Annotated in this window: 21 protein-coding genes and 1 tRNA gene; 4 read left to right on the plus strand and 18 right to left on the minus strand. The window is 64.5% G+C overall.

All coding sequences use genetic code 11. The features are described from left to right. Positions 1-11 precede the first annotated feature (11 nt). Positions 12-539, plus strand: a complete 528-nt coding sequence (locus Q5064_RS00410) for a phosphatase PAP2 family protein (RefSeq protein WP_302961297.1) — start codon at positions 12-14, stop codon at positions 537-539. On the opposite strand, the gene Q5064_RS00415 is transcribed toward Q5064_RS00410, so the two are convergent. Further along, a complete protein-coding gene (locus tag Q5064_RS00415; RefSeq protein WP_302961299.1) occupies positions 536-943 on the minus strand; it encodes a helix-turn-helix domain-containing protein in 408 nt (135 codons plus the stop codon). The two genes, Q5064_RS00410 and Q5064_RS00415, sit on opposite strands and share 4 nt — an antisense overlap. A gap of 307 nt (positions 944-1,250) precedes the next feature. On the opposite strand from Q5064_RS00415, the gene Q5064_RS00420 reads away from it, so the two are divergent. Next, entirely contained in the window at positions 1,251-2,561 is a 1,311-nt protein-coding gene (locus Q5064_RS00420; RefSeq protein ID WP_302961300.1) for a hypothetical protein, read from the plus strand. Here Q5064_RS00420 and Q5064_RS00425 read toward each other — a convergent pair. The 9 genes from Q5064_RS00425 to Q5064_RS00465 all read right to left on the minus strand — a co-directional run bounded on the left by Q5064_RS00425 (position 2,524) and on the right by Q5064_RS00465 (position 11,305). Beyond that, positions 2,524-4,110, minus strand: coding sequence for a LuxR C-terminal-related transcriptional regulator (locus tag Q5064_RS00425; RefSeq protein WP_302961302.1), 1,587 nt, complete (start codon positions 4,108-4,110; stop codon positions 2,524-2,526). The two genes, Q5064_RS00420 and Q5064_RS00425, sit on opposite strands and share 38 nt — an antisense overlap. Positions 4,111-4,308: 198 nt before the next feature. Beyond that, complete coding sequence (locus Q5064_RS00430) at positions 4,309-5,184, minus strand: MetQ/NlpA family ABC transporter substrate-binding protein (protein WP_302961304.1); 876 nt, start codon at positions 5,182-5,184, stop codon at positions 4,309-4,311. A 112-nt stretch (positions 5,185-5,296) separates the two neighbouring features. Next, positions 5,297-5,956: a methionine ABC transporter permease gene (locus Q5064_RS00435; protein ID WP_302961306.1), complete on the minus strand. Its 660-nt coding sequence runs from the start codon at positions 5,954-5,956 to the stop codon at positions 5,297-5,299. After that, entirely contained in the window at positions 5,957-7,075 is a 1,119-nt protein-coding gene (locus Q5064_RS00440) for a methionine ABC transporter ATP-binding protein (protein WP_302961307.1), read from the minus strand. A 205-nt stretch (positions 7,076-7,280) separates the two neighbouring features. After that, positions 7,281-8,072 carry a nitroreductase family protein gene (locus tag Q5064_RS00445; RefSeq protein WP_302961308.1) on the minus strand — a complete coding sequence of 264 codons (792 nt, stop codon included), beginning with the start codon at positions 8,070-8,072 and terminating at the stop codon, positions 7,281-7,283. Positions 8,073-8,333: 261 nt separating this feature from the next. Beyond that, positions 8,334-8,408: transfer RNA gene (locus tag Q5064_RS00450), tRNA-Gly, on the minus strand. A 41-nt stretch (positions 8,409-8,449) separates the two neighbouring features. Beyond that, positions 8,450-9,472, minus strand: a complete 1,023-nt coding sequence (locus Q5064_RS00455; RefSeq protein WP_302961309.1) for a hypothetical protein — start codon at positions 9,470-9,472, stop codon at positions 8,450-8,452. A gap of 20 nt (positions 9,473-9,492) precedes the next feature. Next, positions 9,493-10,632, minus strand: a complete 1,140-nt coding sequence (locus Q5064_RS00460; RefSeq protein WP_302961311.1) for a HAMP domain-containing sensor histidine kinase — start codon at positions 10,630-10,632, stop codon at positions 9,493-9,495. Next, the gene (locus tag Q5064_RS00465) at positions 10,622-11,305 is read right to left on the minus strand and encodes a response regulator transcription factor (protein WP_302961312.1); all 684 of its coding nucleotides are present in this window, start codon (positions 11,303-11,305) and stop codon (positions 10,622-10,624) included. Before Q5064_RS00465 ends, Q5064_RS00460 begins: the two co-directional genes overlap by 11 nt. Positions 11,306-11,492: 187 nt before the next feature. On the opposite strand from Q5064_RS00465, the gene Q5064_RS00470 reads away from it, so the two are divergent. Further along, positions 11,493-12,158 carry a zinc ribbon domain-containing protein gene (locus tag Q5064_RS00470; protein ID WP_302961314.1) on the plus strand — a complete coding sequence of 222 codons (666 nt, stop codon included), beginning with the start codon at positions 11,493-11,495 and terminating at the stop codon, positions 12,156-12,158. Positions 12,159-12,341: 183 nt separating this feature from the next. Here the strand turns inward: Q5064_RS00470 and Q5064_RS00475 are convergent, their stop codons facing one another. The 7 genes from Q5064_RS00475 to Q5064_RS00505 all read right to left on the minus strand — a co-directional run bounded on the left by Q5064_RS00475 (position 12,342) and on the right by Q5064_RS00505 (position 20,235). After that, positions 12,342-12,623: a ferredoxin family protein gene (locus Q5064_RS00475; RefSeq protein WP_173111350.1), complete on the minus strand. Its 282-nt coding sequence runs from the start codon at positions 12,621-12,623 to the stop codon at positions 12,342-12,344. Positions 12,624-12,650: 27 nt separating this feature from the next. Next, complete coding sequence (locus tag Q5064_RS00480) at positions 12,651-14,669, minus strand: FAD-binding protein (protein WP_302961318.1); 2,019 nt, start codon at positions 14,667-14,669, stop codon at positions 12,651-12,653. 206 nt (positions 14,670-14,875) lie between these two features. After that, on the minus strand, positions 14,876-16,393 hold the full coding sequence (locus tag Q5064_RS00485; protein ID WP_302961319.1) for a LuxR C-terminal-related transcriptional regulator: 1,518 nt from the start codon (positions 16,391-16,393) through the stop codon (positions 14,876-14,878). A gap of 122 nt (positions 16,394-16,515) precedes the next feature. Beyond that, positions 16,516-17,244, minus strand: a complete 729-nt coding sequence (locus Q5064_RS00490) for a 4Fe-4S dicluster domain-containing protein (protein ID WP_302961322.1) — start codon at positions 17,242-17,244, stop codon at positions 16,516-16,518. Beyond that, positions 17,234-17,827 carry a TetR/AcrR family transcriptional regulator gene (locus Q5064_RS00495; protein ID WP_302961324.1) on the minus strand — a complete coding sequence of 198 codons (594 nt, stop codon included), beginning with the start codon at positions 17,825-17,827 and terminating at the stop codon, positions 17,234-17,236. The genes Q5064_RS00490 and Q5064_RS00495 overlap by 11 nt, the downstream gene beginning before the upstream one ends. 109 nt (positions 17,828-17,936) lie before the next feature. Beyond that, positions 17,937-19,313: an MATE family efflux transporter gene (locus Q5064_RS00500; protein ID WP_302961325.1), complete on the minus strand. Its 1,377-nt coding sequence runs from the start codon at positions 19,311-19,313 to the stop codon at positions 17,937-17,939. Between the two features lie 505 nt (positions 19,314-19,818). After that, entirely contained in the window at positions 19,819-20,235 is a 417-nt protein-coding gene (locus Q5064_RS00505; RefSeq protein WP_302961327.1) for a YjdF family protein, read from the minus strand. 248 nt (positions 20,236-20,483) lie between these two features. On the opposite strand from Q5064_RS00505, the gene Q5064_RS00510 reads away from it, so the two are divergent. Next, positions 20,484-21,293, plus strand: coding sequence for an Abi family protein (locus Q5064_RS00510; protein ID WP_302961520.1), 810 nt, complete (start codon positions 20,484-20,486; stop codon positions 21,291-21,293). 270 nt (positions 21,294-21,563) lie between these two features. On the opposite strand, the gene Q5064_RS00515 is transcribed toward Q5064_RS00510, so the two are convergent. Next, positions 21,564-21,935, minus strand: coding sequence for a helix-turn-helix domain-containing protein (locus Q5064_RS00515; protein WP_302961328.1), 372 nt, complete (start codon positions 21,933-21,935; stop codon positions 21,564-21,566). Between the last annotated feature and the right edge of the window lie 102 nt (positions 21,936-22,037).

Below are 22,037 nucleotides of genomic sequence, written 5' to 3' on the forward strand. Positions count from 1 at the left end.
GCCGGCCCGCCGTGTCCTCCCCGCTGAAACCCGGTGCCGCCGAGCGCTACGCGTCGCGCATGGCCGCGCTGCGCCAGAGCCCCGTTGCGGCTGCGGCGCTCGTGGGCGCGAACCGCGTGCTCACCGTGCTGTTCTACGTCGCCTTCGCGTTGCTCCTCGTCCTTGTGGCCCTGGGCGACCCGTGGCGCGTCCTGCCCGTGGCCCTCGTCCCCGCGGCCGCCTTCGTGCTGGTGAGCGCCGCCCGCAAGGGCATGAACGAGCCGCGGCCCTACGAGGTGTTCGGCACCGACCCGCTCATCGCCCGCGAGGGAGCCGGCTGCTCGTTTCCCTCGCGCCACGCCTTCTCGGCCTTCGCCATCGCCGTCAGCTGGCTTGTGGCGAGCGTGCCCGTGGCTTGCGGGCTTATCGCCTGCGCCTGCGCCCTGGCCTGGTGCCGGGTACTCGGCGGCGTGCACTTCCCCCGCGATGTGGTGGCCGGCGCGGCCGCCGGCATCGCGGCGGGCGTGGCAACCTGCGCCCTGGCTATTCCGCTGATCTAGCGGGTGCTCGGCGGTACGGCCGGACGGGCCGCCGTGACAGCTGCCCTCTCTTCGCGTCCTTCGATCGCCGCCTCCTGGACTGCAGCGGCGCGGACCTTTCCCCGTTCCTTTCCAACGGCCGTCTCCAAGGGCGCCTGCGTGCCCGTGCCGAACTCCTCAGCCACCCGCCGCTGCCTCTCGCGCAGCCCGGCCGCCTGGGCGCGGGTGAGGAAGCACTGCGGCCCGAGGCCCAACACGAGGCACAATTGCATGAACTCGTCGGTGCGCATGGTACGGCCCCGGCGCAGCACGTACCACAGGCGCTTGCCGTCGATGCCGCATCGCCGCGCCAGCTCGGCGATGCTCATGCCCCGCTCCTGCCGGGCGAATTCGATTCTCTGCGTGATGAGGTCTGCGTAATCCATAAAGTTCCTTTCTCCAGTTTGCCGTGCGACGGTCGCCAGACCATTATGGAAGCCCCTCTTCCCGAAAGCGGATTTGCAGATGATGAGCGGGAAACTCCTGTATAGCGAAACCGTGGAGCGGGCGTGGGCGCAGCATGGGGAATGGCCGTTGCGGGAGGCTTCCTCGTTGCCGCCGCGACGGCGGGCGGAAATATTTGGTACAACGTGTCCCGCAAAAAAGTCTAGTACTTTGCTGGAATTACTGAGTGAGGGATTTTGATGAGGGGATGGGGCGCTCGAGTGGGCCTGTTCCCGGAAATGAGGATAGATGAGAAAGCACGTATCGGGCTTCGCTTCGCAGATGCTCCGCGGGGGAGCTGTGGCCCTGGCGGCGGCGCTGGCTCTCAGCGGGGGCATGCCCACTTCCCTGGCCTGGGCCTCGGTCGTGGAAGACGAACGGACGGCCCTCGAGCAGCCGGCGACTTCCGCAGGGGACGAGCCGGCGACTTCCGCAGGGGACGAGCCGGCGGCTCCTGCGTCGCCGGGCCCGGCCGCCGGGGAGGTGCCGCCGGTCTCCGTCGAGGAAGGGCCGGCGCCTGAGGGCGCGAAGGCCGGCGAGGCCACCTCGCTGACGCTTTCCGTGTACGAGATCGTCTTCTACGACGACCCGTCCTTCGATGAGCCGGGCGGCCTGCGCCTGATGGAGACGAAGGTGGTCGACGGGCTGAAGGCGGGCGAGACCGTCGATCTGTGGAACTACGTGGAGATGCGCGACGACTTCTTTTTCTTCGACGGCTGGCCGCGCTACATCACGTTGAGCGAGAACCCCGAGGAGAACCACGCCCAGCTGCACTATATGCGCTCGAAGAGCCCGAGTGTTGTCAACTACTACCTCGTGGGAGAGGCGAGCGCCGCGCCGCTGGCGAAGGACGTTCCGATTATCGGCGACGTGGCCGGGGTGCCGGTCTCCTTCTGGAAGATGGGCTCGTACCAGGTGCAGAGCCTGCCGCTGGGAGCCCAGATCGCGAGCGAGCAGTGCGCGGTGGATTTGGACGGGCTGGTGTACCTTGATGCGGACAAGGATTCCATCGCGGTGGAGCCTCTGGCGGCTGCCAACGAGATCAACCTCTTCTATACGGTGGATACGGCTACGACCCTTCCCGACGATGCGCCGGTGGAAGACGCGCCTGGGGCCGACCAGCCCGGTGCGGGCACAGAGGGCGATGTCGGCGCCGAGGGCGGCGCGGGCGATGCCGGCGCGGGCGATGCCGGCGATTCGGGCGTTGAGGGCGGCACTGGCTCCGGCTCCGGCTCTGGTGCAGAGGAGGGGGCGGGTTCCCCCTCCGGCGACGCATCCCAGGAAGGAGGCGCTTCTGGGGGCCCGGCTGCGGGCGGAGCCGACGAGGGGCCGTCCGCCGGCAATGAGGAGGCGGCCCGGCCCGACGCGGGCGGGGACGACACCCCGACGGTCGTCATCGAGGACGAGCTGTCTCCGCTCGCCCCGGCCCGCGAGAAAGCGGCCGCCCTTCCCCAGACCGGCGACGGGGCCGGCGCCTTCGCGGGGCTGCTCGCGGCGGCTGCCGGGGCGGGTGCCCTTGCCCTCACAGCCCGCGGCGCGTTGCCTCGACGAGGTCGATAACCTCCTGCTTGCCGTGGACGCCGAGCTTCGCGTACACGTTGCGCACGTGCATCTTCACGGTGTTGCGTGAGAGGACGAACTTCTCTTCCATGAAGGCCAGATCGCGGCCTTGGGCGAGCTGCTCGAGCACCTCGCTCTCGCGGGGCGTGAGCTTCCAGGTGTCGGCGAGCACGGAGCAGGGGACCGTCCAGTACCGCTCACCCTCGAGGCTCGGCGGCTCTGCTGGGGAATCGTCAGGTGCCCCCTCGGGGGTTTCTGCGGGGGCTGCCGATGCCTGCGCGGCAGTCTGCGCGAGAGGTGAGGCGTCCCCGGGCGCGATGAGGGCCGTGGTCGCCTCCGATGCGAGGGGGCCCGCTTGAGCCGCCGCATCCGCGCGGCCTGCGGCGAAGGGAGGCGTGTCCTGGGAGAAGAAGAGTACCATGACCAGGTAGACGAACACCATGGCGAGAGAGGCGGCCTGCATTGCGTGGGGGTTTGCCTCCGCGCCTCCCGCGGTGACGGCCACGAGGACAGCCCCCGCGAGATGGCCGATGACGGCGAGGAGCCTCATGAGGGCGGCGACGCGCAGGGGGCGCGGCTGCTCGCGTACCGCTTCGGCCGACATGACCCAGATGAGGGCCTCGAACAGGGCACACCCGATGCCGGCGAGCGCCGGCGCGAGGACGGGGGAGGCAAGCCAGAGCAGGGGGCGAAGAAGGAAGCCCGCTGCCACGCAGACAATGGCGCCGCGGTACAGGTCGCCGACGGCGAGGGGGAGCCGCATGCCCACCACTACACCGACCGCAACGAGGACGATGAGGGCCGCACCGAGGCTCACCGAGTCGTCGGGCGCCCCGCCTCCGCGCAGAAAACCGAGCAGCAGCGCGGTAACGGTAATGCCGATGGCAATGCGCCCCAGCGCCTTGCGGGGCAAGGGCGCCGCTGCCAATGCGGTGCCGGACTCAGAGGCCTCGGGAAAGTTGGGACGACGGCGGATGAGCTCGGCGATGCCCGCGCTGGCGCAGGCAAGGCACAGGCTGCCGCCGCCGAGCAGGAGGGCCGCACCTGCGCCGCTGGCCTCGGCGAGCCCGTCGAGCACTGCGTTCAGGGCGAAGGCCCCGGCCATGCCGATGGTACCGGCCCGTAGGGAAGTGGCGCCGTCGAGCCGGGCGAACAGCAGGAGGAGCGCCACACTGAGAAGGGGTCCGATGCACTTCATGAGGAAGGCGCAGACGACGGCCCCGGCCTCGGTGTGCCCCGCGCCGACTGCCATACCGGCCAGACCGAGGGCGAACAGCAGGCACCCGACGATGATGAAGCGGTTGAGCAGGCGTCGGCGGCGCGGCGTGCCGAGGGTGAGCCCGTGAGGGCCGCGACCCCAGCGCCAGGCGAAGGCGAGCGCGAGGCTGTAGGTGAGAAGCGAGAAGAAGCGGATGGAGAGGTAGCCGCCCGGAAGCGAGACGAGCTGGAGGGTGGCCCCGTCGCAGGACCACACGCCGGCGAACATGAGGAGCAGGCAGCCGCCGGAGAGAGCCGGAGTGCTCGGGCGCGGCGATGCGATTCGATCCATGGGCACCCCTTCCCGGCCTTCCTGAACTGGTAATAGTGAAGCTTGCGGGTCAAGTATAGGGGATTTCCCGACAAAAACACCCTTGATGGGTGTGGTCGTTACCAGGCGTTTTCGTCATGATAAAGGAGCACTGCGGAACCCGGCGCCAATGCCTCTGGCGCCGGGTCGCTTGGTGCTTGGGGCCGTTTTAGCGGGAGCCTAGAACACGGCCACCACCGCGCCGCCGTAGTTGTCGGCGATGAACTGGGCCACGGTGGGGGAGAGCAGGGCGTCCTTCAGGGCCTCGGTCTTCGGGGAGTTCTCGTTGCCGGCCTTCACGGCGAGCACGTTGGCGTAGGCCTGGGCGGCCTCGCCTGCGGAGGACTCGGTGGCGATGGCGTCGGCCACGTCCAGCCCGGCGTTCAGGGCGTAGTTGCCGTTGATGGCGGCCAGGTCAACCTCGGCCAGGGTGCGCGGCACCTGGGCGGCCTCCACTTCCTGGATCTGCAGGTTCTTCGGGTTCTCCTCGATGTCGAGCGTCGTCGCAGAGATGCCCGCGCCGTCCTTCAGCTTGATGAGGCCCTCCTGCTCGAGCAGCAGCAGCGCACGGGCCTCGTTGGTGGTGTCGTTGGGCACGGCTACCGTGGCGCCGTCGGGCAGGTCGGCCACGTTAGTCACCTTCTCGGAGTACAGGCCGAAGGGCTCGAAGTGGATGTCAGCCACGGCCACCAGATCGGTGCCGTTCTCCTCGTTGAAGTCGTTCAGGTAGGTGATGTGCTGGAAGTAGTTGGCGTCCAGTTCGCCGTCCTGAAGGGCGGTGTTGGGCAGGATGTAGTCGTTGTACTCCTTGATCTCCAGGGTGTAGCCGGCCTGGGCGAGCTCGTCCTTCACGGCGTTCAGGATCTCGGCGTGGGGCGTGGGGCTCGCACCTACGGTGATGACGGTGTCGCCCTCGGTGCCGGTCGCACCGGCATCGGCGCTGGCGTTGTCGGAGCCCGACGAGCAGCCGGCGATGAGGCAGCTCGACAGCGCGCCGCAGGCCACGACGGCGGCCGCCTTCTTCAGAAACGCCTTACGGGTGATTGCCTTCTTCATGATGTTTCCTCCCTTTCCAAATCACTGATAAGCATCATGAGGGTATGCGCACGCGGCGGTCGGGCCGCGATATTGCCTGAGTAGGGTATAGGTTGCCGTGCAGCGGCGCGGGCTAGCGCAGGCGCTTGTCCAGCTTGCGGACGAGGGCCAGGCCGCCTTCCTGGAAGATCTGCACGATGATGACGAGCAGAATGACCGTGACGAGCATGACATCGAACTGGTAGCGGTAGTAGCCGTAGTTGATGGCGATGGCGCCCAGCCCTCCGCCGCCCACGAAGCCGGCCATGGCCGAGTAGCCGAGGATGGTGGCCAGCGAGATGGCCGCGCCCACCAGCAGTGACGGCTTCGCCTCGGGCAGGAACACCTTCACGATCATCTGCGGCACCGACGAGCCCATGGCCCGGGCTGCCTCCACCACGCCGGGGTCCACTTCCTTCAGCGACGACTCCACCATGCGGGCCACGTAGGGGGCCGCGGCCACCACGAGCGGCACGATGGTGGCCGTGCTGCCGATGGTGGTGCCCACCACGAGACGGGTGAAGGGCAGGATCATTACCAAAAGGATGAGGAACGGCACGGAGCGCAGGATGTTCACGACGGTGCCCACGATGAGGTTTACGGGGCGGTTCGGGCGGATGCCCTTGGCGTCGGTCACGTACAGGATAACGCCCAGGGGGATGCCGAGCACGTAGGCGATGGCCGTGGACACGAGGGTCATGTACAGGGTCTCCCACACACCGGTGACAATGAGGTCGATCAGCTCGGGTGCCATTTACCTCGCCTCCTTTCCCAGACCGTACACTTCGTTGTTCGGAACGTCGCTTGCGATAACGGTTGCCTCGTCGGGCGCGCTGGCGCTCTCGGCGCCGTCCTGCCCGGGCGCGGGCATTCGGTCTGCCGCCGCGCCGCGTTCGTAGGTGATGCCGCGGCCGTCCAGATAGTCGCAGATGCGCTGCTGGGCGGCGGCATCGGCGGGCATCTCGATGAGCATCTGGCCGAAGGGCTTGCCGCCCACATTCTCGGTGTTGGCCGACAGGATGCTCACCATCACGTCGCACGTCACCGTCATGTCCGAGATGACCGGCGCACCCGACTCCTCGCCGGTGAAGGCCAGACGCAGGGTGTTCGGCGGCAGGGCGATGCCGCTGCCCACCTGGTAGGTGGGATCGATGAGGCGGCGCGCCGTGTCGGATTCGGGGCGCAAAAACACGTCGCGCACCGAGCCCTGCTCCACCACCTCGCCGTCGCTCATGACGGCCACGCGGTCGCAGATCTGCTCCACGACGCGCATCTCGTGGGTGATGACCACGATGGTGACGCCGAGCTGCTGGTTGAGTTTCTTTAGCAAGTCGAGGATGGCGTGGGTGGTGATGGGGTCCAGCGCGCTTGTGGCCTCGTCGCACAGGATGATCTTGGGGTTGGTGGCGAGTGCGCGGGCAATGGCCACGCGCTGCTTCTGGCCGCCGGAGAGCTGGGCCGGGTAGGCGCCGGCCTTGTCGGCGAGGTCCACCAGCGCGAGCAGCTCGGCCACGCGGGCGTCGGCCTCGGTGCGCGGGGTGCCGGCGATTTCCAGGGGGTAGCGCACGTTGTCGGCCACAGTGCGCTGGGCGAGCAGGTTGAACTGCTGGAAGATCATGCCGATGTTCTTCCGCGCTGCACGCAGGTTGCGGGACGAGAGCGTGGTGAGGTCCACGCCGTCGATGATCACCGAACCGGACGTGGGCCGCTCGAGCAGGTTAATGCAGCGCACGAGGGTGGATTTCCCCGCGCCGGAAAAGCCGATGATGCCGAAGATCTCGCCATCGCCGATGGTGAGGTTCACATCGCGCACGGCCGACACGGTGGTCTTGCCGGTGCGGAAGGTTTTATCTATGGAGCGCAGCTCAATCACGGGTCGGGGTTCCTTCTCGGTCGGGGGCCTGCGGCCCCGCGGGTCGGGGCGTCCGGTGGACGCGTTTTCGTATGAAGGGAATGGTACCCGACGCTGCGGGCGGTGAAAAACACTTGTATCCGATGCCGCGCCATCGGCTGGAGCGATGGCAGGGTGTCGCGGTGGTGACCGGTCTGGTGAGCGCCGATAAGGAGCCGCGGCGGCTTTAGCGGTCGGCCCAGGCGAAGGAAGCGGTCCCCGCGCCGATCTCGAAGTGGCACTGGGCGATGCCGAGGTCCATCTGTGTGAAGGCCCCGCGCTTGGTGGAGGCGCGTACAAGCGGGATGCCCTCGTCATCGGCGCCGGCCAGGGCGAACGAGAACTTCTGCTGATTCAAGGCCGTGGGAGCGAGCAGGGCCGCATCCACCCCGCGCTGGAACCAGATCGGGGTGTCGTCGTAGCCGGGGCACACCTGCTCGGGCGTCTTCGACTTGTGCGGTACGCCGGCCGTCGTGCCATAGCCCAGGGCGATGACGGCAGTGAGCTTCTGACCCAGATCCACGTTGTAGGAGCGGTTCACCATCTTGTAGGTGCCGCCGACCCAGCAGGAGTTCAAGCCGAGCGACTGGGCCAGCAGCACGAGCTTCTCGCCGTAGTAGCCCACGATGCCGTCGAGCTCCTTGCACTCGGGACCCACGAGGGCCAGGTAGTTGCGCGCGCCGGTGAAGTTCACGAGGCGCGCCTTGAAGCCGGAGAAGGCTCGCGGCTCGTCGAGCACCAGCTGGATGTTCAGGTTCGTCTCGTCGTTCACGATGGCGATGGCCCGACGTAAGGCGGCCTCGGCCTCGCCCGCAATCGGCTCGTCGGTATAGCTGCGCACCGCATGGCGCATCTCGATGGCCTCCATCGGCGTGAGCGAGCCGTCCCAGAACCCGAGGAAGCGGTCGATGGCCGCCGCAGTGTCGGCGGCGGTAGGGGCAGGCGCCTCAGCGGGAGAGAGGATGGAAGATGCGGCCATGGGAACACCTTTCTGGCAAGAAATCATGCTCCTGCAGGATAGCACAGAGCATAGTAGGGGTATTGTCAAAGGGACGGTTCCCTTGACATCCGAGTTCGGGGCGGCCGCCCGCTATTCCCGCACGAAGGCGCGGTCGGCCGCAGCGTTGTGGGCCTCGTCGGTCACGGAGCGCTCGACGGCCATGAGCACGTCGTGCTTCTCGCGCAGCCGGCTGAAAACACGAGCGCCGCCCGCTGAGGGACGGCGCTCGATTTGTTTCTCTGGAGCGGGCGACGGGACTCGAACCCGCGAATACAAGCTTGGGAAGCTTGGGCCTTACCACTTGGCGACGCCCGCGTGCTGTTGAATTATACGCTATTGATCTTTGTCGGCCCCGACTAATAGATAAAACCACAATCTTGCTCGGCGGAATGGATGGAATCGATGCACCTTCCCCCTCTACCCATGGCGGCGTTCGGGGTGCACTTTATCCTCTCGGCCTTCAATTGCAGGCTCGCTGTGATGATCGACCTGATTCCCAAGACCGCTATGACGACGGCGATTACCGTTCCCGTGATGATCGGCATGACGAAAGAAAGCTGCTCGTCCGCCGGCGTCGTCCCGTAGGCCGACAGCATCGCGGTCTCGAGGGCGAAGAGCGCGACGAGCGCCACGGAAAGGTTGATGCGCCGAATGGTGGCGATGACGGGGTCCTTCCGCTTCAACCTCGCGTAGCTCACGATGGAGCTGATAAGGGAGTAGAAGACGAACAGCGCCATCATGTATATGAGGTCGCCTTCGTATCGGTACGCGCCCGACCCGGCCATCACATGGGTCACGATGCCCGACAGGACGAGAACGGAGGCGATGAGGAGCGCCCCGCAAACACGCTCGATGCGGCAGCCCTTCTCGATCGTGTAGCTTCCGGAGAGCAGCTGCAGGAAGAGGAGGGCCCTCATCCCCCCGAACAGCAGGAAGTAGGCGCCGAGGACGAGCAGCCACGTCGACGCGAAGAAGATGCTCGATGCGAGGTTGAAGGCGCCCCAGGCGAGATAGAGGGCGAAGCCGACGGCCGTGCTGGCGTGAAGGCGGTAGTCGGGGTCGGTCACCAGCCTGTCGAAGAACCTGCTCCTCTCGCAAAGGATCCGCAGTCCGGCCTTGACAGGGCACCGGGCCGCCCAGATCGAGATGACGAGCAGCGCCCAGCCGGACACGAGGTAGGCGGGCACGGAGAAGGGGCTCTCGCGGCCGTCGAGCAAGAACGCCCAAGCCATGAGAGCGGCGATGACGAGGGGGCACGAGGCGACCACGTAGCCGCTCGGCATGAGCATCGCGCGCACCACGCTTCCGAGGAACGAAACGACGTAGCCTGCACGTTGCGCTCCCTGCCGACGATTACGAGGCCCGGCGGGTCCTTCCATTTGTGCGGCCTCCCTCCCGCTCATCGCCGAGCCATGCCTTCTTCGACGTTGCGGGGAAGCCGCACCTCGAAGACGGAGCCCTTGCCCGGCGCGCTCTGCGCCTCTATGGTGCCACCGTGCAGCTCGACGATGCGCTTGCAGAGCGAAAGGCCCAGCCCCGACCCTTGGGCCGATCGCGACGAATCGCCCTGGTAGAATCGATCGAACACATGGCGCTTCGTGTCGGCGTCCATGCCTTCGCCCTCGTCGGACACCCAGACGGCGATGGAGCCCGAGCCGCCCGGCCGCCCCTCCTCTCGGACGCGGCCGCCGTACAGGGCAACGCTCACACGGCTCCCCGCCGGCGAGAACTTGATGGCGTTGTCGAGCAGGTTCATCCACACTTGCATGAGGTAATCGGCGTTGCCGCAGACGTGCGCGTCGTCCAGGCTGAGGTCGAGCCGCACGCCGGCATCCTCCAGCCTCGTCTCCAAGACGATCGCGCACCTCCTCAGCTGCTCGGCCACGTCCACGTCTTCCGCATGGGGAAGGATGGTCGCGGCCTCGACCTTCGAGAGGAGCAGGATCCGCTCGGAAAGCCCCGCCAGGCGCGTGGCCTCGTCCACGATGATGCCGGCGTACTCCCGGCGCTCGTTCTCCGTGAGGCCGTCGTCGCGGAGGAGCTGGGCGAAGCCCGAGAGCGAGTTGATGGGCGTGCGGAACTCGTGCGAGAAGTCGCTGATGAACCCGGCGCGCATCATCTCCGTCCCCTCCAGCTCGGCCGCGGCCACGTTGAAGCTCCTCTCGAACTCGCGGGCCTCGCGCAGCTTGAATCGCTCGGGGGATTCGAGTCGGTAGCCGAAGTCCCCCGACGCCAGGTGCCCCATCGCCAGCGTCATCCTCCGCAGGGGGCGGACGAGGGAGTAGTTCACGGCGTAGCAGATGATGGCCGCCAGGATGGCCCCGGCGACGAGCATGGTGAGCATGACGGCGGGAGCCGAGGTGAGCTGCTCGAACGTGATGCACCCGAGCTCCACGAGGGCGTAGCCAAGCACTCCTATGACGGTGCAGATGAGCGCGAGAGTGCCGGCGAAAACGGCGACGAGCACCGCGCCAAGGGCCATGGAGCGCAGGGTGTCCAGCTCGTCCCGGGGATCCCCCTCGGCCCCCTTACTTGCCATGGCCGCCGGTCTCCGCGCAGTAGCCGATGCCGCGCACCGTGCGTATCTCAAAGTCGCCGCAGCCCGCGAACCGCGACCGAAGCCTGTTCACATGCACGTTCACGGTCGCCTCCGCGCTCTCGGTGTCCCATCCCCATATCTCGTCGAGGAGCTGCATCCTCGTGTAGGCGCGCCCGGGGTTCGAGAGCAGCTTGAACAGGAGCTGGAACTCCTTCGGGGGCAGGACCGTCTTGGCACCTGCCCGCTCGACGGTCATCTGGGTCGGGTCGAGCACGGTCGCTCCTACGACGAGCCTGTCCGGGCCGGTCGCGCCCGCACGGCGCAGGAGGGCGCGCACGCGCAAGACGAGCTCTTTCAGGTCGGCGGGCTTGGTCAGGTAGTCGTCTGCTCCCGCCAGAAAGCCCGCGTGGAGCACCTCGGCCTCCTCCCGGGCGGTGAGGATCAGCACGGGGACGTCCCAGCCGGCCTCGCGCAGCTGGCGAACCAGCTCCATGCCGTCCAGATTCGGCATCATGAGGTCGCTCACTATGAGGTCGACGTGCTGCCCGTCGAGGATGCCGAGTGCCTCCCGCCCGTCCGCGGCCGAGAGCGCCTCGTGGCCGTCCTTGCGCAGCACGGCGCACAAGAGCCTGTTCGCGTTGCGGTCGTCTTCGACCACCAGTATTCGTGCCACGACGCTCCTCTCTGGTTTGCTCGTCTGCGGGCCATGAAACCACACGAAGGTAAACGGAAGATAAACGAGACGTAAATCGCCGAGTTTATCGGGAGTTTACGGATCGTTTATCTCGAAGGTCCACGATGGGGGCGTTCGGAAGGATCCCTGATCTCATTTTAGGGCATCGCGTTGGAAGGAGAACCAGATGTATTGCAGGCACTGCGGAAACAGGCTAGAAGAAGACGCCGCCTTCTGCGAGAAGTGCGGGAAGCCCATCGAGGGCGCGGCCGAGCGCGTGGCGATCCCGGCCGGTTGCCCCGGCGGCGCGGCAGAGGCAGAGAGCGCCTGGGCGGGTGGCGGCTACCAGTCCTACGAGTATGCGCGCACGACCGTCGAGAGCGATCTCTCGCAGGTTGCGATCGACTGCTATGGGAGCCTTGGGTACGAGCTGACGGGCCAGCAGGTGGGCGCTGTCGGGAACCAGACGACGTTCTCCTTCCGCCGCAGCCGCAAGGTACGCGGGAAGGCGCAGCTCGCGAAGATCCAGCGCGTCATGGACGACGCCCTCGCGTCCATCTCCCGCCTGGGAAGCGAGAAGACCCGCGCCGCGACCGTGCGCGCCTCCGTGCTCGGCATCGCCGCCGCGCTCGTCCTGGGCGTGGGGATGTGCTGCAGCATGGTCTGGGACGGCCTCATGGCGATCGGCGTGGTCGTCGGCATCGTCGGCATCGCGGGCTGCGTCGGCGCCTACTTCCTCTACCGCAAGACGTACGCGCGGGAGTCGGCGCGCCTGAATCCGAAGATCGAGGAGCTGTACGACCTCCTCGCGACCCAGTGCGAGGAGGCCCAGGCGATCCTGCGGGCGGGCTAGGAGATGCGCGGGGCCGGGCGGCTGTCCGAGTCGTCAACGGCTGGGTTTGAGCGGCCCGCTTCCCCAAAGCGGGATGTCCTTCCCCGATGCAAAACGGGCGCGGAACCCGTCGGCTCCGCGCCCGTGGCGGCTGCGTGTTGGGGAGAGCGCAGCCTTTGATTCCGCCATGTCGGCGGCGGACGACTAACCCTTTTTACCGTCCTCCTCTTCCTCTTCAGGCATGAACTGGGAGAACGTGCGCAAACCCCTCATCGGCGTTGGCGCGAACTCGTAGGCTGTGTCCAGCATGATGATCACGTCTCCGAGACAAGCCAGGTAGCATTGGCCGCAGCTCTGGCAGTTCTCGGGATAAAGGCATACGGACTTATTCGCATCGTAATCGAAATAGAACACATCCATGGGACAGATGTTCGCGCAGTTCCCACACCCAATGCATTCCTCGACGCTCTTCCTTGCAACAGTCATGGTCTTTCCTCTCTACGGGTCGCAGGCTTAGCGCCCGGATTCTTCAACTTCGATGCCCAGGGCCTCGGCCTCGCCAGGGAACAGCACCAGATAGCGCTCCTCGTGCTTTTTGGAGGTATCGCCCTTCCAGGAGTCGGGGATATCGATCTTGCGGCATACCACCTCGCCGTTCTCGTCTAGCGAAACGCCAACGTGGCACAGCCATTCCTCGTCGTTGCGGAAGGCGTAGTCGGAGCGATAGTGCAGCCCGCGGCTCTCAGTACGGAACAGGTTGGCCTTCACCTTCATCTCGGCCGAGCGGCACTTGTGCTTTGCTTCAAGGCAAAGGCGCAGGTCGTGGCCGGTATAGCCCATCATCATAGGCACGAAGTCGTCGCGAAGGATCTCGATCTGCATCAAGGCTGCCTGCAGGGCCTTTTCGTTCTTAACCACATGGACGCCAGGAGCGACAAGGATATCGCGCAGACGTTCGATGACCCAGTTGGGATCGACGCCCTTGGCGCGCGTGCTGGGAGCGAAAATCTCCTCGACGATGGCATCTACCTGCGCCTGGTCAAGGCTCTCCATCTCGGTCGATGCAGCATAATCAGCAGCCGCGGCACCGGCGTGGTTGCCCATGACGCAGCAGCCGGGATGGTTGGTCTGCACCGCAAACACCGCACCGTTGACCATGCAGCCGTAGATGCCGTTGCCCGCTACGTACAAGCCGGGAACCCCCGTAAAACCGTCGGTATCGTCCCAGCCGCAGAACACGCCACAGCTCATCTGGCTGTTCATGCCGGGTGCGGCACCGAAGATGTCACGGACGCGCTCCTTGCTTCGTGTAAAGGATCCACGATCACCCGGGTCGGAGGAATCGCCGTCGTGGCCCGTAACTGAAGCGGCTGTGAAGGTGCTCTGCCACTGGGATCCATCCACAGGCGACAGGCCCTGAAGTACGGACATGTTGCGGTACTTGATTTTGCTGTTCAGCTTTTTGACGACGTACTCGTTCATGCCTTCCATGGTGGCGCCGACACTGGCACCGTTCATGTTCTCGGAATACTCCCAGGTATTGTCGTAATAGTAGCTGCCGGGGGCGTACGATGCGGTCTGATGGAAGTCGTCGAATTCCTTGCCCACGAACGTCAGACCCAGGTTCGTGCACATGTATTCGCCGTCGAAAGTGTCGCCCGAGGTAGGATAGCCGGTCGACTTCATCGAACCAGTGCCAGTGCACAGGCACACGGCCTTCGCGCTGAATGTGATTGGCGTCGCGCTCTTCGTGTGGAAGCCGACACCGCCCGTCACCTTGCCATCGGTTGTCACGAGGTCTACCAGCATCGTGTGCTCCACCACCGTGATGCCGCGGTCCTCCAGAACTCCCATCCATTTGGGCTGACGCATCTTGTCTTCGAACTCGCGACGGTAGCCCTTCGGATCCCATTTGTCCCAATAGCCCGACTCCGTCGCCGACGGGTAGGTTTCCATGAATCCGAATTCCTTGTTCTGCTCGACAACGGATTCGGATTCGTCGAGCCACAGGTTGAACCAGTCGAGATTGGCCACGTATTCGCCGGCCATGGTCATGGCGGTAACGGAAGCTTCGCGGTCGTCATAGCCCTCGATGTGGTAGGTCGCGCCCTGCGAGAAGGGGGACAGGCCGGAATAGCCGGGGCGCCCCTTGTCGACCACCACGACCGACGCGCCCGCATCAGCAGCGGTCACGGCAGCGTGAAGGCCCGCCCAGCCGCATCCAACGACCAGCACATCGCACGTGTACTCGGTCGTTTCCGGAGCGGGCTGCTCGGGGAAGTACTTCTTCTCGACGAATGCCTTCTCGCCAAGGCTGGACGTCGTGTCCTCGGCATTCGGGGAAGGAGCGTCGTCATAGTACGGCGCGTCGGATTCTGCTGTCGCAGTGTCGCTTAATGGCTCTTTGGGAGCGCAACCGACCATAGAACCGACGATCGTCGATGCACCCAGAATACCGCCAGCCGTCAAGAAATTACGGCGCGAGATTCCTTCCTGCGCGCTAGAGGGCATGAAGCCCTGGTCATTTCCCATGGTGTACCCCTTTCGTATTTTACGTTTTGCGTCCCGCCTCCTTGGTGAGACGACCCGATCATCGCGGGTTTCGGGGGCCATGTCATGATTCAAAACGCGCCAACATGCGGTTTGATTCTAAACGAACTATCTGATTGAACTGGGATTTTCAAAAATGGGCGAAAACCGCATAGCCGATCGCTCTTCCGCTTGGCGCGAAATCTTTGCTACCGGCTGACTTCCCAAAGCTTGATGAGCTCTTGCTTCGAGACGACGCCCATCTTCCGGTAAATGCTCGACAGGTGGTTTTTGGCAGTGTATTCGGACACCACTAACTCCTCGGCGATCCTCTTCGCGGTGTAGCCCTTCACAGCCAGCAACGCCACTTCGCGCTCGCGCTCGGTAAGGACGGCGTTTTCCATGCATGCGACAAATTCACCGGGGATCGCGTCGGGGGCGCTGTCGCCGAGGCTCGGTGCGTCGCCGGTCTTTTCAGTCGCCGAACGACCGTGCATGTGCGCGCGAACGATCGCGAATGCGATGCCGCACAGCGTCAGAAACACGAAACCGGCGGCGACCGGACCGAAAAGCGAGTTTCTGTGGAGGGCCTCAAGGGCGCTTTCGTAATCAAACAGGCGCATCCCCATGGGTGCAATGGCGAACAGCCCGAAAAGCGAAAAGCCGAGCGGCGGAAAAAAGGGAGCCCATGCGCAGCTGACCGCGAACACCACCCAAAGGAACATGACAAGGCACAGCCGCAACGACAGGGATGCCCCTCCAAAGACCGGCATTAAAAACATGAGGGCCAGCACCGCTCCGTAGAAGACCACGAACAGGCCAAACAGGACATACAGGTCGTCCAGCGTTTTCAGTTGCAAACGAACAAAGCCCAGGATAAGCAAGGCTCCCGTCACGGTCGCCGCGGCGATGAACAGATGCGCGCCGACGGATAGGCTGTCGGGCTGATGGCCGACTAGCACGGCGACGATGACCGAAGTTAGGGCCAGCAGGCAGGATGCGAAGACGATGATGGGCAGAGGGAGATCCCAAAAAGCAGCGAGCTCGTTCTGGAAGCGCTGGCTGAACGGAGGCGTTTCGTTAGAGGAATCGTCGGGGGGTGCGGGAATTTCGCACGGTCGCGCCTGCCTTTTTGCCAACAGACCGAACAGCAGAAAACTGATCAGGGGCGAAACCGCATAAACACCCTGAAAGTCGATGTCCAGAAGGTGGCATGCCAGCGAAACGATGCACGACACAGCGGCGGCCGAAAGCAGGATGCCGATCCGCGCGACCAGCTGAGCGCCTGTCGTCCACGACCCCCACGCCAAAACCGACGTCGATACGAAAACCGCAATGCCACCTAACCCAACAACCAAGACAACGGGGTTTTCCGGCGCCGAAGAAAGGAGAGCCACGCCGACGCTTCCGATCAGGCCGAAGGCGACGGACGGGATCCACACGTTCGCAACGCTGTCGTTTGGCCGCAGGCTCAGCAGGCCTAGGACCACGAAGCAAACTGCCAGCATCGTCGAGTAAAGTGCGACGGCATGGCCTCCGACCAGGGCGTTTGTCTCGCCGACGGCAGCCGACGTCCATAGCGAGACCCGGGAGGAGAAGGACACGAACGGCCAGAGACACATGAGGCCGACAAACGCGCACGCGATGCTTTTTCCGTCGAGAGGGCGGCCCTTCGTCGATTCGCCGTCCGAACCGATATGTGCAGCGCGCGTGCTCGCTAACGCCATGAACAGAACCCTCCCCATATTACGCATCTACGTGGAATCGACTGCCAGTGTAGCATACGACGCGGCGATGCCACGCAAACGGGAATGCATGATGTCGGGACGGCGGCTTGGAGGCAGTCGAGCTACGAGACGTGCAGCCTGAGCACGTCTTTGGGGCATGCATCGCAGCAGGCGCCGCATTGGATGCACTCGGCGTCGTCGATCGCGCCGGCCGCTTGCAAGCTCTCCACGGGGAGGCTCATCGGACACGCCTTGTCGCACTTCCCGCAATGAATGCAGGCATCCGCGGCGGACGAAACGTGCAGTTGGGGTAGGCGGAGGCTCTTCCCTATCTTGGAGCCGACGATCATGAACGGCGCCATCCAGCAGATGCTGTGGCACATGGAGCGCCTTCCCAAAAAGATGTTCGGGACGAAGAAAAGAGCGACGATGGCGAAGTATATCGCCAAGCTCGCAAGGTCTGACACTGATATGCCGTGGTCGGTGTGGAAGAAGAAGTCTACCTCGCGGATACCGCCCGCCGCGACGAAACCTGCAATGATCGAGATGACCCACGGCACCCATAGGATCCATTTCACCAGGTTGAGCCGCCGCCTCGTGAACGGCTTGCCGATAGATCTCGCCTCTAGGTCCTGAAGGCCGCCGACTGGGCAGGCCCAGCCGCATAGGCCGCGCCTCAGGAAGAGGGCCGCGAGGAATTGGCACGCGAACATGATTCCCGCGGCGGCAAGCACCCCTTGGAATGCGCCCAGGACGATCAAGTACGGCGAGAAGTAGAAGATGATGACGGGAAACAGCAGAAAGGACACGGTCAAGGCGAGCAAGCGCGCATTCTGTCGGTTAAGCCTCATGGCCGCGCCCTCCCGTGAATTGCGCGATGTCGACCCCCGCCTGCGATGCGAATGCGGAGAAGGCCCCGTTCATGGCCGACCTGAGCTCTTCGTCGGAGAACGTGGCTCCAGCCATGATAAGGGTCGAGAGGCCGTGGGTGTATATGGCCATGTTCGCGTAGAGCATGCGGGCGTTTTCCTCGTTGATGCCCCATGCCTCCACCATGGCCGAGAGAACGCCCGGCTGCTCGGCAAGGCTCAGGAGGTCTTCCATGCTGCGCGCCTGCACATAGGGCGACATGTACACGAACGCGAAGACGCCGGGATGTTCCTGCGCGATGCGGATGTGGGCCACGCCCACGGAGGAGAATGCGGTGCACCCGGCGTCGGAGTGCTCCTCATTGTAGTCGCGCACCCACTCCACGGCGTACCGGTAGAGCGCCTTCATGAACGCTTCGCGATCCCCGAACATGCTGTAGAGCGGCTGAACAGAGCTTCCGGCCGCCACCGCCACGCGCCGCATGGTGACCGCCTCGTACCCCTCGTCTCTCACGATGCCGAACCCGGCAGCGAGGATGTCGTCTTTCGAGAACTGCTGTTTCATGGCGCTCCTATATAACGCACGTTATATAACATGCGTTATACTAGCACAGCTGGGCCGTTCCGAGCAAGCAGCCTACTGGCACACTAACTCTTGCGCCAAAAGGCGATCGCTATCTTCTCAGGTTCTTCTTCGCCCATAGCTGGAGGTAAACGAAGCCGACGAGGGCGGGCAGCACCGGTGCCGCCGCTTGCGCCGCATAGATCCCAATGAAGCCAAAGCCCAGAGGGGCGGATAGGAGCCAAGCCAGCCCCGCCCTCACGGCGAAGGCGTCGATGAGGGAGTTCGCAAGGGCCAGCTTCGGTGCACCCGAGGACAGGGCGAACGAATCGAGAGCGTACATCGCCGCGTAGAAGATCCCGTTCACGCTGCAGGTGATGCGAAGATAGAGGACCGCCGCCTCGGTGAGCTCCTGGCTCGATTCCCCGAAGAGCGAGACGAGCCATTCCGCGCCCAGCTGCACGACAACCTGGATGCATACGGTGACGACAACAGCCATAAGACAGCCCGACCTGGCGAATGCGATCGCCCGCTTGGGCATCCCCGCCCCGATGCTCTGCGACACCGCTGCGGAGACGGCCTGCCCGATGCCCCAGCAGGGAAGTCCTGCGATGGTGCTTATCTTGAGGCCGACCCCGGAGGCAGCGGCGATGGTCGGCCCGTAGGAGTTGAGCCACGCGGTCACCAAGACGTAGGAGAGGTTGATGACGGCCTGCTGCACGGCCATGGGGATGCCGACACGGAGGACGTCCCGCGCGGTCGCGATCGCCTTCCGGCGCTCCCGCCCGTCGCGCGCGGAGTGGAGCAGGTTGCGGGCGGAGCCATACCTGTGCCGCGCGAGCCAGAGGGCGAAGGCGGCTCCCGCGCCCTGGGCGGCCACGGTAGCGATGGCGGCGCCGACCACACCGAGGCCGGCACCTGCGATGAGGATGAGGTCGAGGATCACGTTAGCGACGGCGGAGAAGGCCATGATGGCGAGAGGACCGGCGGAATCCCCCTGCGCCCGCAGGAACGCGCACGCGGCGTTGAGCAGGAAGAGACCGATCACGCCCAGGGAAATCACTTCGAGATAGGCGGCCGTCTGGGCGAGCGAGGCGTCCGGGACCCCCATGAGCGAGAAGATGGGATGGGCGAGCGCCGTCCCCGCCAACGTTGTCGCTGCGGCTCCCAGGAGGGCGACCCCGAGGGATGCGGCGAAGGCGCGCCGTTGTCCTGCCTCGTCATGGGCGCCCACGCGGTTGCCCACTGCGACGGTGCAGCCCGCTATGAGCCCTATGGCTATCGCGCTGATGATGAAGACGACGGCGGAGGCGTTGCTGACCGCGACGAGCCCCGCCTCGCCGACGACATTGCCCACGACGCCCATATCGACGAACTGGTAGACGTATTGGAGGAGGTTCGCCGCGATGAGCGGGGCGGAGAACGCAGCCAGGCGCTTCGGCGCGCTCCCTTCCAGAAGGGACGGTGCGTGTTCGGTGGTATGTGACATGGAAAGCCTTTCGATGGGGTGAGAACAAAAAGGGAACGGACGCATGCCCGTTCCCGTGCCCATCGTTCATCTGCGCAAGCCGAAGCAACCCGTGGCGGGTTGCGGGGGCTGACGATTTATCAGGCTTCGCTCCGGTCAGCGTCTCGTCTGTATGCTTCCGGAGCCGTCCCAATGCAGAGCTTCATGGCTGTTCCTGTCGATGCGATTACTCGAACGCATGGATTATCCCACCGAGCGCAGGAACTGGCAAGGAACCGCCGTGCAGTTTCCGCTGAGGCCGCAACCTAGGAGCGATGCGGCGTGTATCTAGGCCGCTGCTCTCCCTGGCCGCTTGTTGGGGGAGGGCCTTAGGCGCCGATGAACCTGATCATTTCCGCGATGTCTTCGGTGATCATCTGGACTTTGGACTTCTCTATCTGGATGCCGCCGCCGGCCATGATGTAGGAGGGCATGACGCGCTTGCCCATGGCACAGGGCGAGCATGACGATGTGCGGTAAATATACCCTAGTGGCCGCGATGCTTCTGCTTGCGTTTCTCCGTCCGCTTGGCGAACTGCTCGCGCTTGTGCTCTTCTTTCCGTTGCCGAGAAAGCGCCTCGCTGGCTTCTATCGCCATGGCGCGCCGCTCTGCGAGCGTCTGCTGCGCCTTGGTCCCGCGCCAGGCGTCCGATCGCATCTCCTTCTCGATCATGCGGCGGAGCCTCTTGGGGTTGATGCGCTTGGACTCCTTGGCCTCGACTTGGATCTCGTGCGTGAAGCAAAGGTCGTTCCAGTGGTCGCGGATGAAGTCGAACACCTCGGGCGTGGTGGGTTCTGCTCCGAAGACGTGCTTCGCCACGCTGTAGCTGTCGCCGTCCTCGCACTCGACGAGGCCGATCCAAAACGGCTCCTCGAAGCGCACGGTGAGTTTGCACAGGCTCATCGCTGTTCCTCCTTTATGTCGATGACGAACCTGAAGGAGGGACAACCAAGGAGGCAGGTTACTGACGGCTCGTCGCAAGAGGGCGGCCGCACCCCGACTACCCGACGGGGTCGTGTTTTACCTTCTGGGGCAAGTATACCGCAGGAGGAGCGAAAAGCCTTCGCCCGTAGGCCGAGGGCTTCGCCCTGCACGGCGCTGAGGAGGCGGAGGCTATCTTCGCGCTAACAGAACGCGACAGCTTCCTGCACATCGCCTCCTACCGCAAGCTGTTCCAGAAGCATCGGGACGGAGAGAAGGAAGGCCAATACGTGCGGCTCGATTTCGCCGACCTGCTCAACTTGGATGCCCTGGACGCACGGTTGAGAGGCGCTTTCCAGTCCGTTGCCTACGACATAGAGCGCGTTGCGAAGGCGAGGCTCATAGAGAGAATATCGCTCGACGAGTCGGAGGACGGGTACGCGATAGTCGCGGAGTTCATGGCATCGCAGCAGAAGCGGTACAGGAACAGCATCGAGAGCAACCTCAAGGTGCGAATGGTAGAAGACGCCTATACGGGAGCGCTGATCGCGAGGTATGCGGCCGATATGCCCGTGTGGCTCTTCTTGGAAGTCGTGTCGTTCGGCACGTTGCTGGCGTTCTACCTGTTCTGCGCAGAACGATGGAACGATGAGAAGATGCGCCAAGAGCATTACGCCATGAAAGGCGTTAAGGCGGTGCGAAACTGCTGCTCCCACGGAGCCTGCGTCGTCAACGGGTTCGATTCCGAGCATGATGCGGACACCCGCGCATCCAGCATCGCCTACGAATGGCTTGACTCCAAAGGCTTGGAGCGGAGCGGTGCCCGCAAGGCAAAGCTGCGCAACAGGAGGATTCAGCAACTTCTTGAAACGCTGGTCATGTTCGAAAGGATGGGATGCGTTTCGTCTTCGCGGTATTCCGTGGACGATCTGCGCGGATTGAAGGGCTCTATCAGCGAGGTTTGCGAGAAGTATGGCGAGCAGAACGCTTTCGTGTCGTATCTCGGCTTTCTGGCGCGGCTCATTGACAAAAGCCTATGAGGATGCGAACATAATCGTACATGTCAAAGCCTTCGAGGCTTTGCAAGGGCCGGTCCTACTGGGACTGGCCCTATTTATGTCTGGGTCTGTTTCAAAACCCTATCGAGGCCGCTTGGGGGCTGAGGAGCCAGCGCCGCCCGCGTTGCGTAGATTCCGATGAGGCCGATCGTTTCCGCGATGTCCTCGGCGATCATCTGGGCCTTAAGCTTTCCTACCCGGCGGGGTCGTTTTTACCTTCGCGGAGATTATAGCGTACGAGAAAGGCCGCCCCTATGCGAACAGCGCGGCGTAGCAGACGATGCCGGCGAAGAACGCCAGCACTGCTGCGCCGATGCCCAGCAGCACGCGGAGGTACTTGTGCATGGCGGCCTTGCCTCCCTCCACGTCGGCGTAAATGGACGACAGCTGCTTTTCCGACTCGTTCAGGGCGCGCACGTCGCCCACGTCCAGGCCGCGCACCAGTTCGTCGAGGCTGATGTCGAAGTAGTCGGCCAGCAGCACCAGGCGCTGGAAGTCGGGGTAGGATTGCCCCTGCTCCCACTTCGACACCGTCTGTCGCGATACTCCCAGCTCGAAGCCGAGCTCTTCCTGGGAGAGACCCCGCTTCTTGCGCAGGGTCATGAGCCGCTCGTTGAATTTCATGGCGCTTCCTTTCCTCGGTTTCAGTATGAGCGCACTTCAATTCAAGGGGAAGAGGAGCCGCGCATCTACCAACCATGGTTGGAAATCCGTCAACCGAAGCTG

Origin of the sequence: uncultured Adlercreutzia sp. (assembly GCF_958431955.1) — a bacterium.
GTDB lineage: Bacteria > Actinomycetota > Coriobacteriia > Coriobacteriales > Eggerthellaceae > Adlercreutzia.

Coding starts and splice junctions, on each gene's coding strand:
- Q5064_RS00415 (WP_302961299.1), bottom strand. CDS start 943: ATGGATTACGCAGACCTCATCACGCAGAGAATCGAATTCGCCCGGCAG.
- Q5064_RS00420 (WP_302961300.1), top strand. CDS start 1,251: ATGAGAAAGCACGTATCGGGCTTCGCTTCGCAGATGCTCCGCGGGGGA.
- Q5064_RS00425 (WP_302961302.1), bottom strand. CDS start 4,110: ATGGATCGAATCGCATCGCCGCGCCCGAGCACTCCGGCTCTCTCCGGC.
- Q5064_RS00430 (WP_302961304.1), bottom strand. CDS start 5,184: ATGAAGAAGGCAATCACCCGTAAGGCGTTTCTGAAGAAGGCGGCCGCC.
- Q5064_RS00435 (WP_302961306.1), bottom strand. CDS start 5,956: ATGGCACCCGAGCTGATCGACCTCATTGTCACCGGTGTGTGGGAGACC.
- Q5064_RS00445 (WP_302961308.1), bottom strand. CDS start 8,072: ATGGCCGCATCTTCCATCCTCTCTCCCGCTGAGGCGCCTGCCCCTACC.
- Q5064_RS00455 (WP_302961309.1), bottom strand. CDS start 9,472: ATGGAAGGACCCGCCGGGCCTCGTAATCGTCGGCAGGGAGCGCAACGT.
- Q5064_RS00460 (WP_302961311.1), bottom strand. CDS start 10,632: ATGGCAAGTAAGGGGGCCGAGGGGGATCCCCGGGACGAGCTGGACACC.
- Q5064_RS00470 (WP_302961314.1), top strand. CDS start 11,493: ATGTATTGCAGGCACTGCGGAAACAGGCTAGAAGAAGACGCCGCCTTC.
- Q5064_RS00475 (WP_173111350.1), bottom strand. CDS start 12,623: ATGACTGTTGCAAGGAAGAGCGTCGAGGAATGCATTGGGTGTGGGAAC.
- Q5064_RS00480 (WP_302961318.1), bottom strand. CDS start 14,669: ATGGGAAATGACCAGGGCTTCATGCCCTCTAGCGCGCAGGAAGGAATC.
- Q5064_RS00485 (WP_302961319.1), bottom strand. CDS start 16,393: ATGGCGTTAGCGAGCACGCGCGCTGCACATATCGGTTCGGACGGCGAA.
- Q5064_RS00490 (WP_302961322.1), bottom strand. CDS start 17,244: ATGAGGCTTAACCGACAGAATGCGCGCTTGCTCGCCTTGACCGTGTCC.
- Q5064_RS00495 (WP_302961324.1), bottom strand. CDS start 17,827: ATGAAACAGCAGTTCTCGAAAGACGACATCCTCGCTGCCGGGTTCGGC.
- Q5064_RS00500 (WP_302961325.1), bottom strand. CDS start 19,313: ATGTCACATACCACCGAACACGCACCGTCCCTTCTGGAAGGGAGCGCG.
- Q5064_RS00505 (WP_302961327.1), bottom strand. CDS start 20,235: ATGAGCCTGTGCAAACTCACCGTGCGCTTCGAGGAGCCGTTTTGGATC.
- Q5064_RS00515 (WP_302961328.1), bottom strand. CDS start 21,935: ATGAAATTCAACGAGCGGCTCATGACCCTGCGCAAGAAGCGGGGTCTC.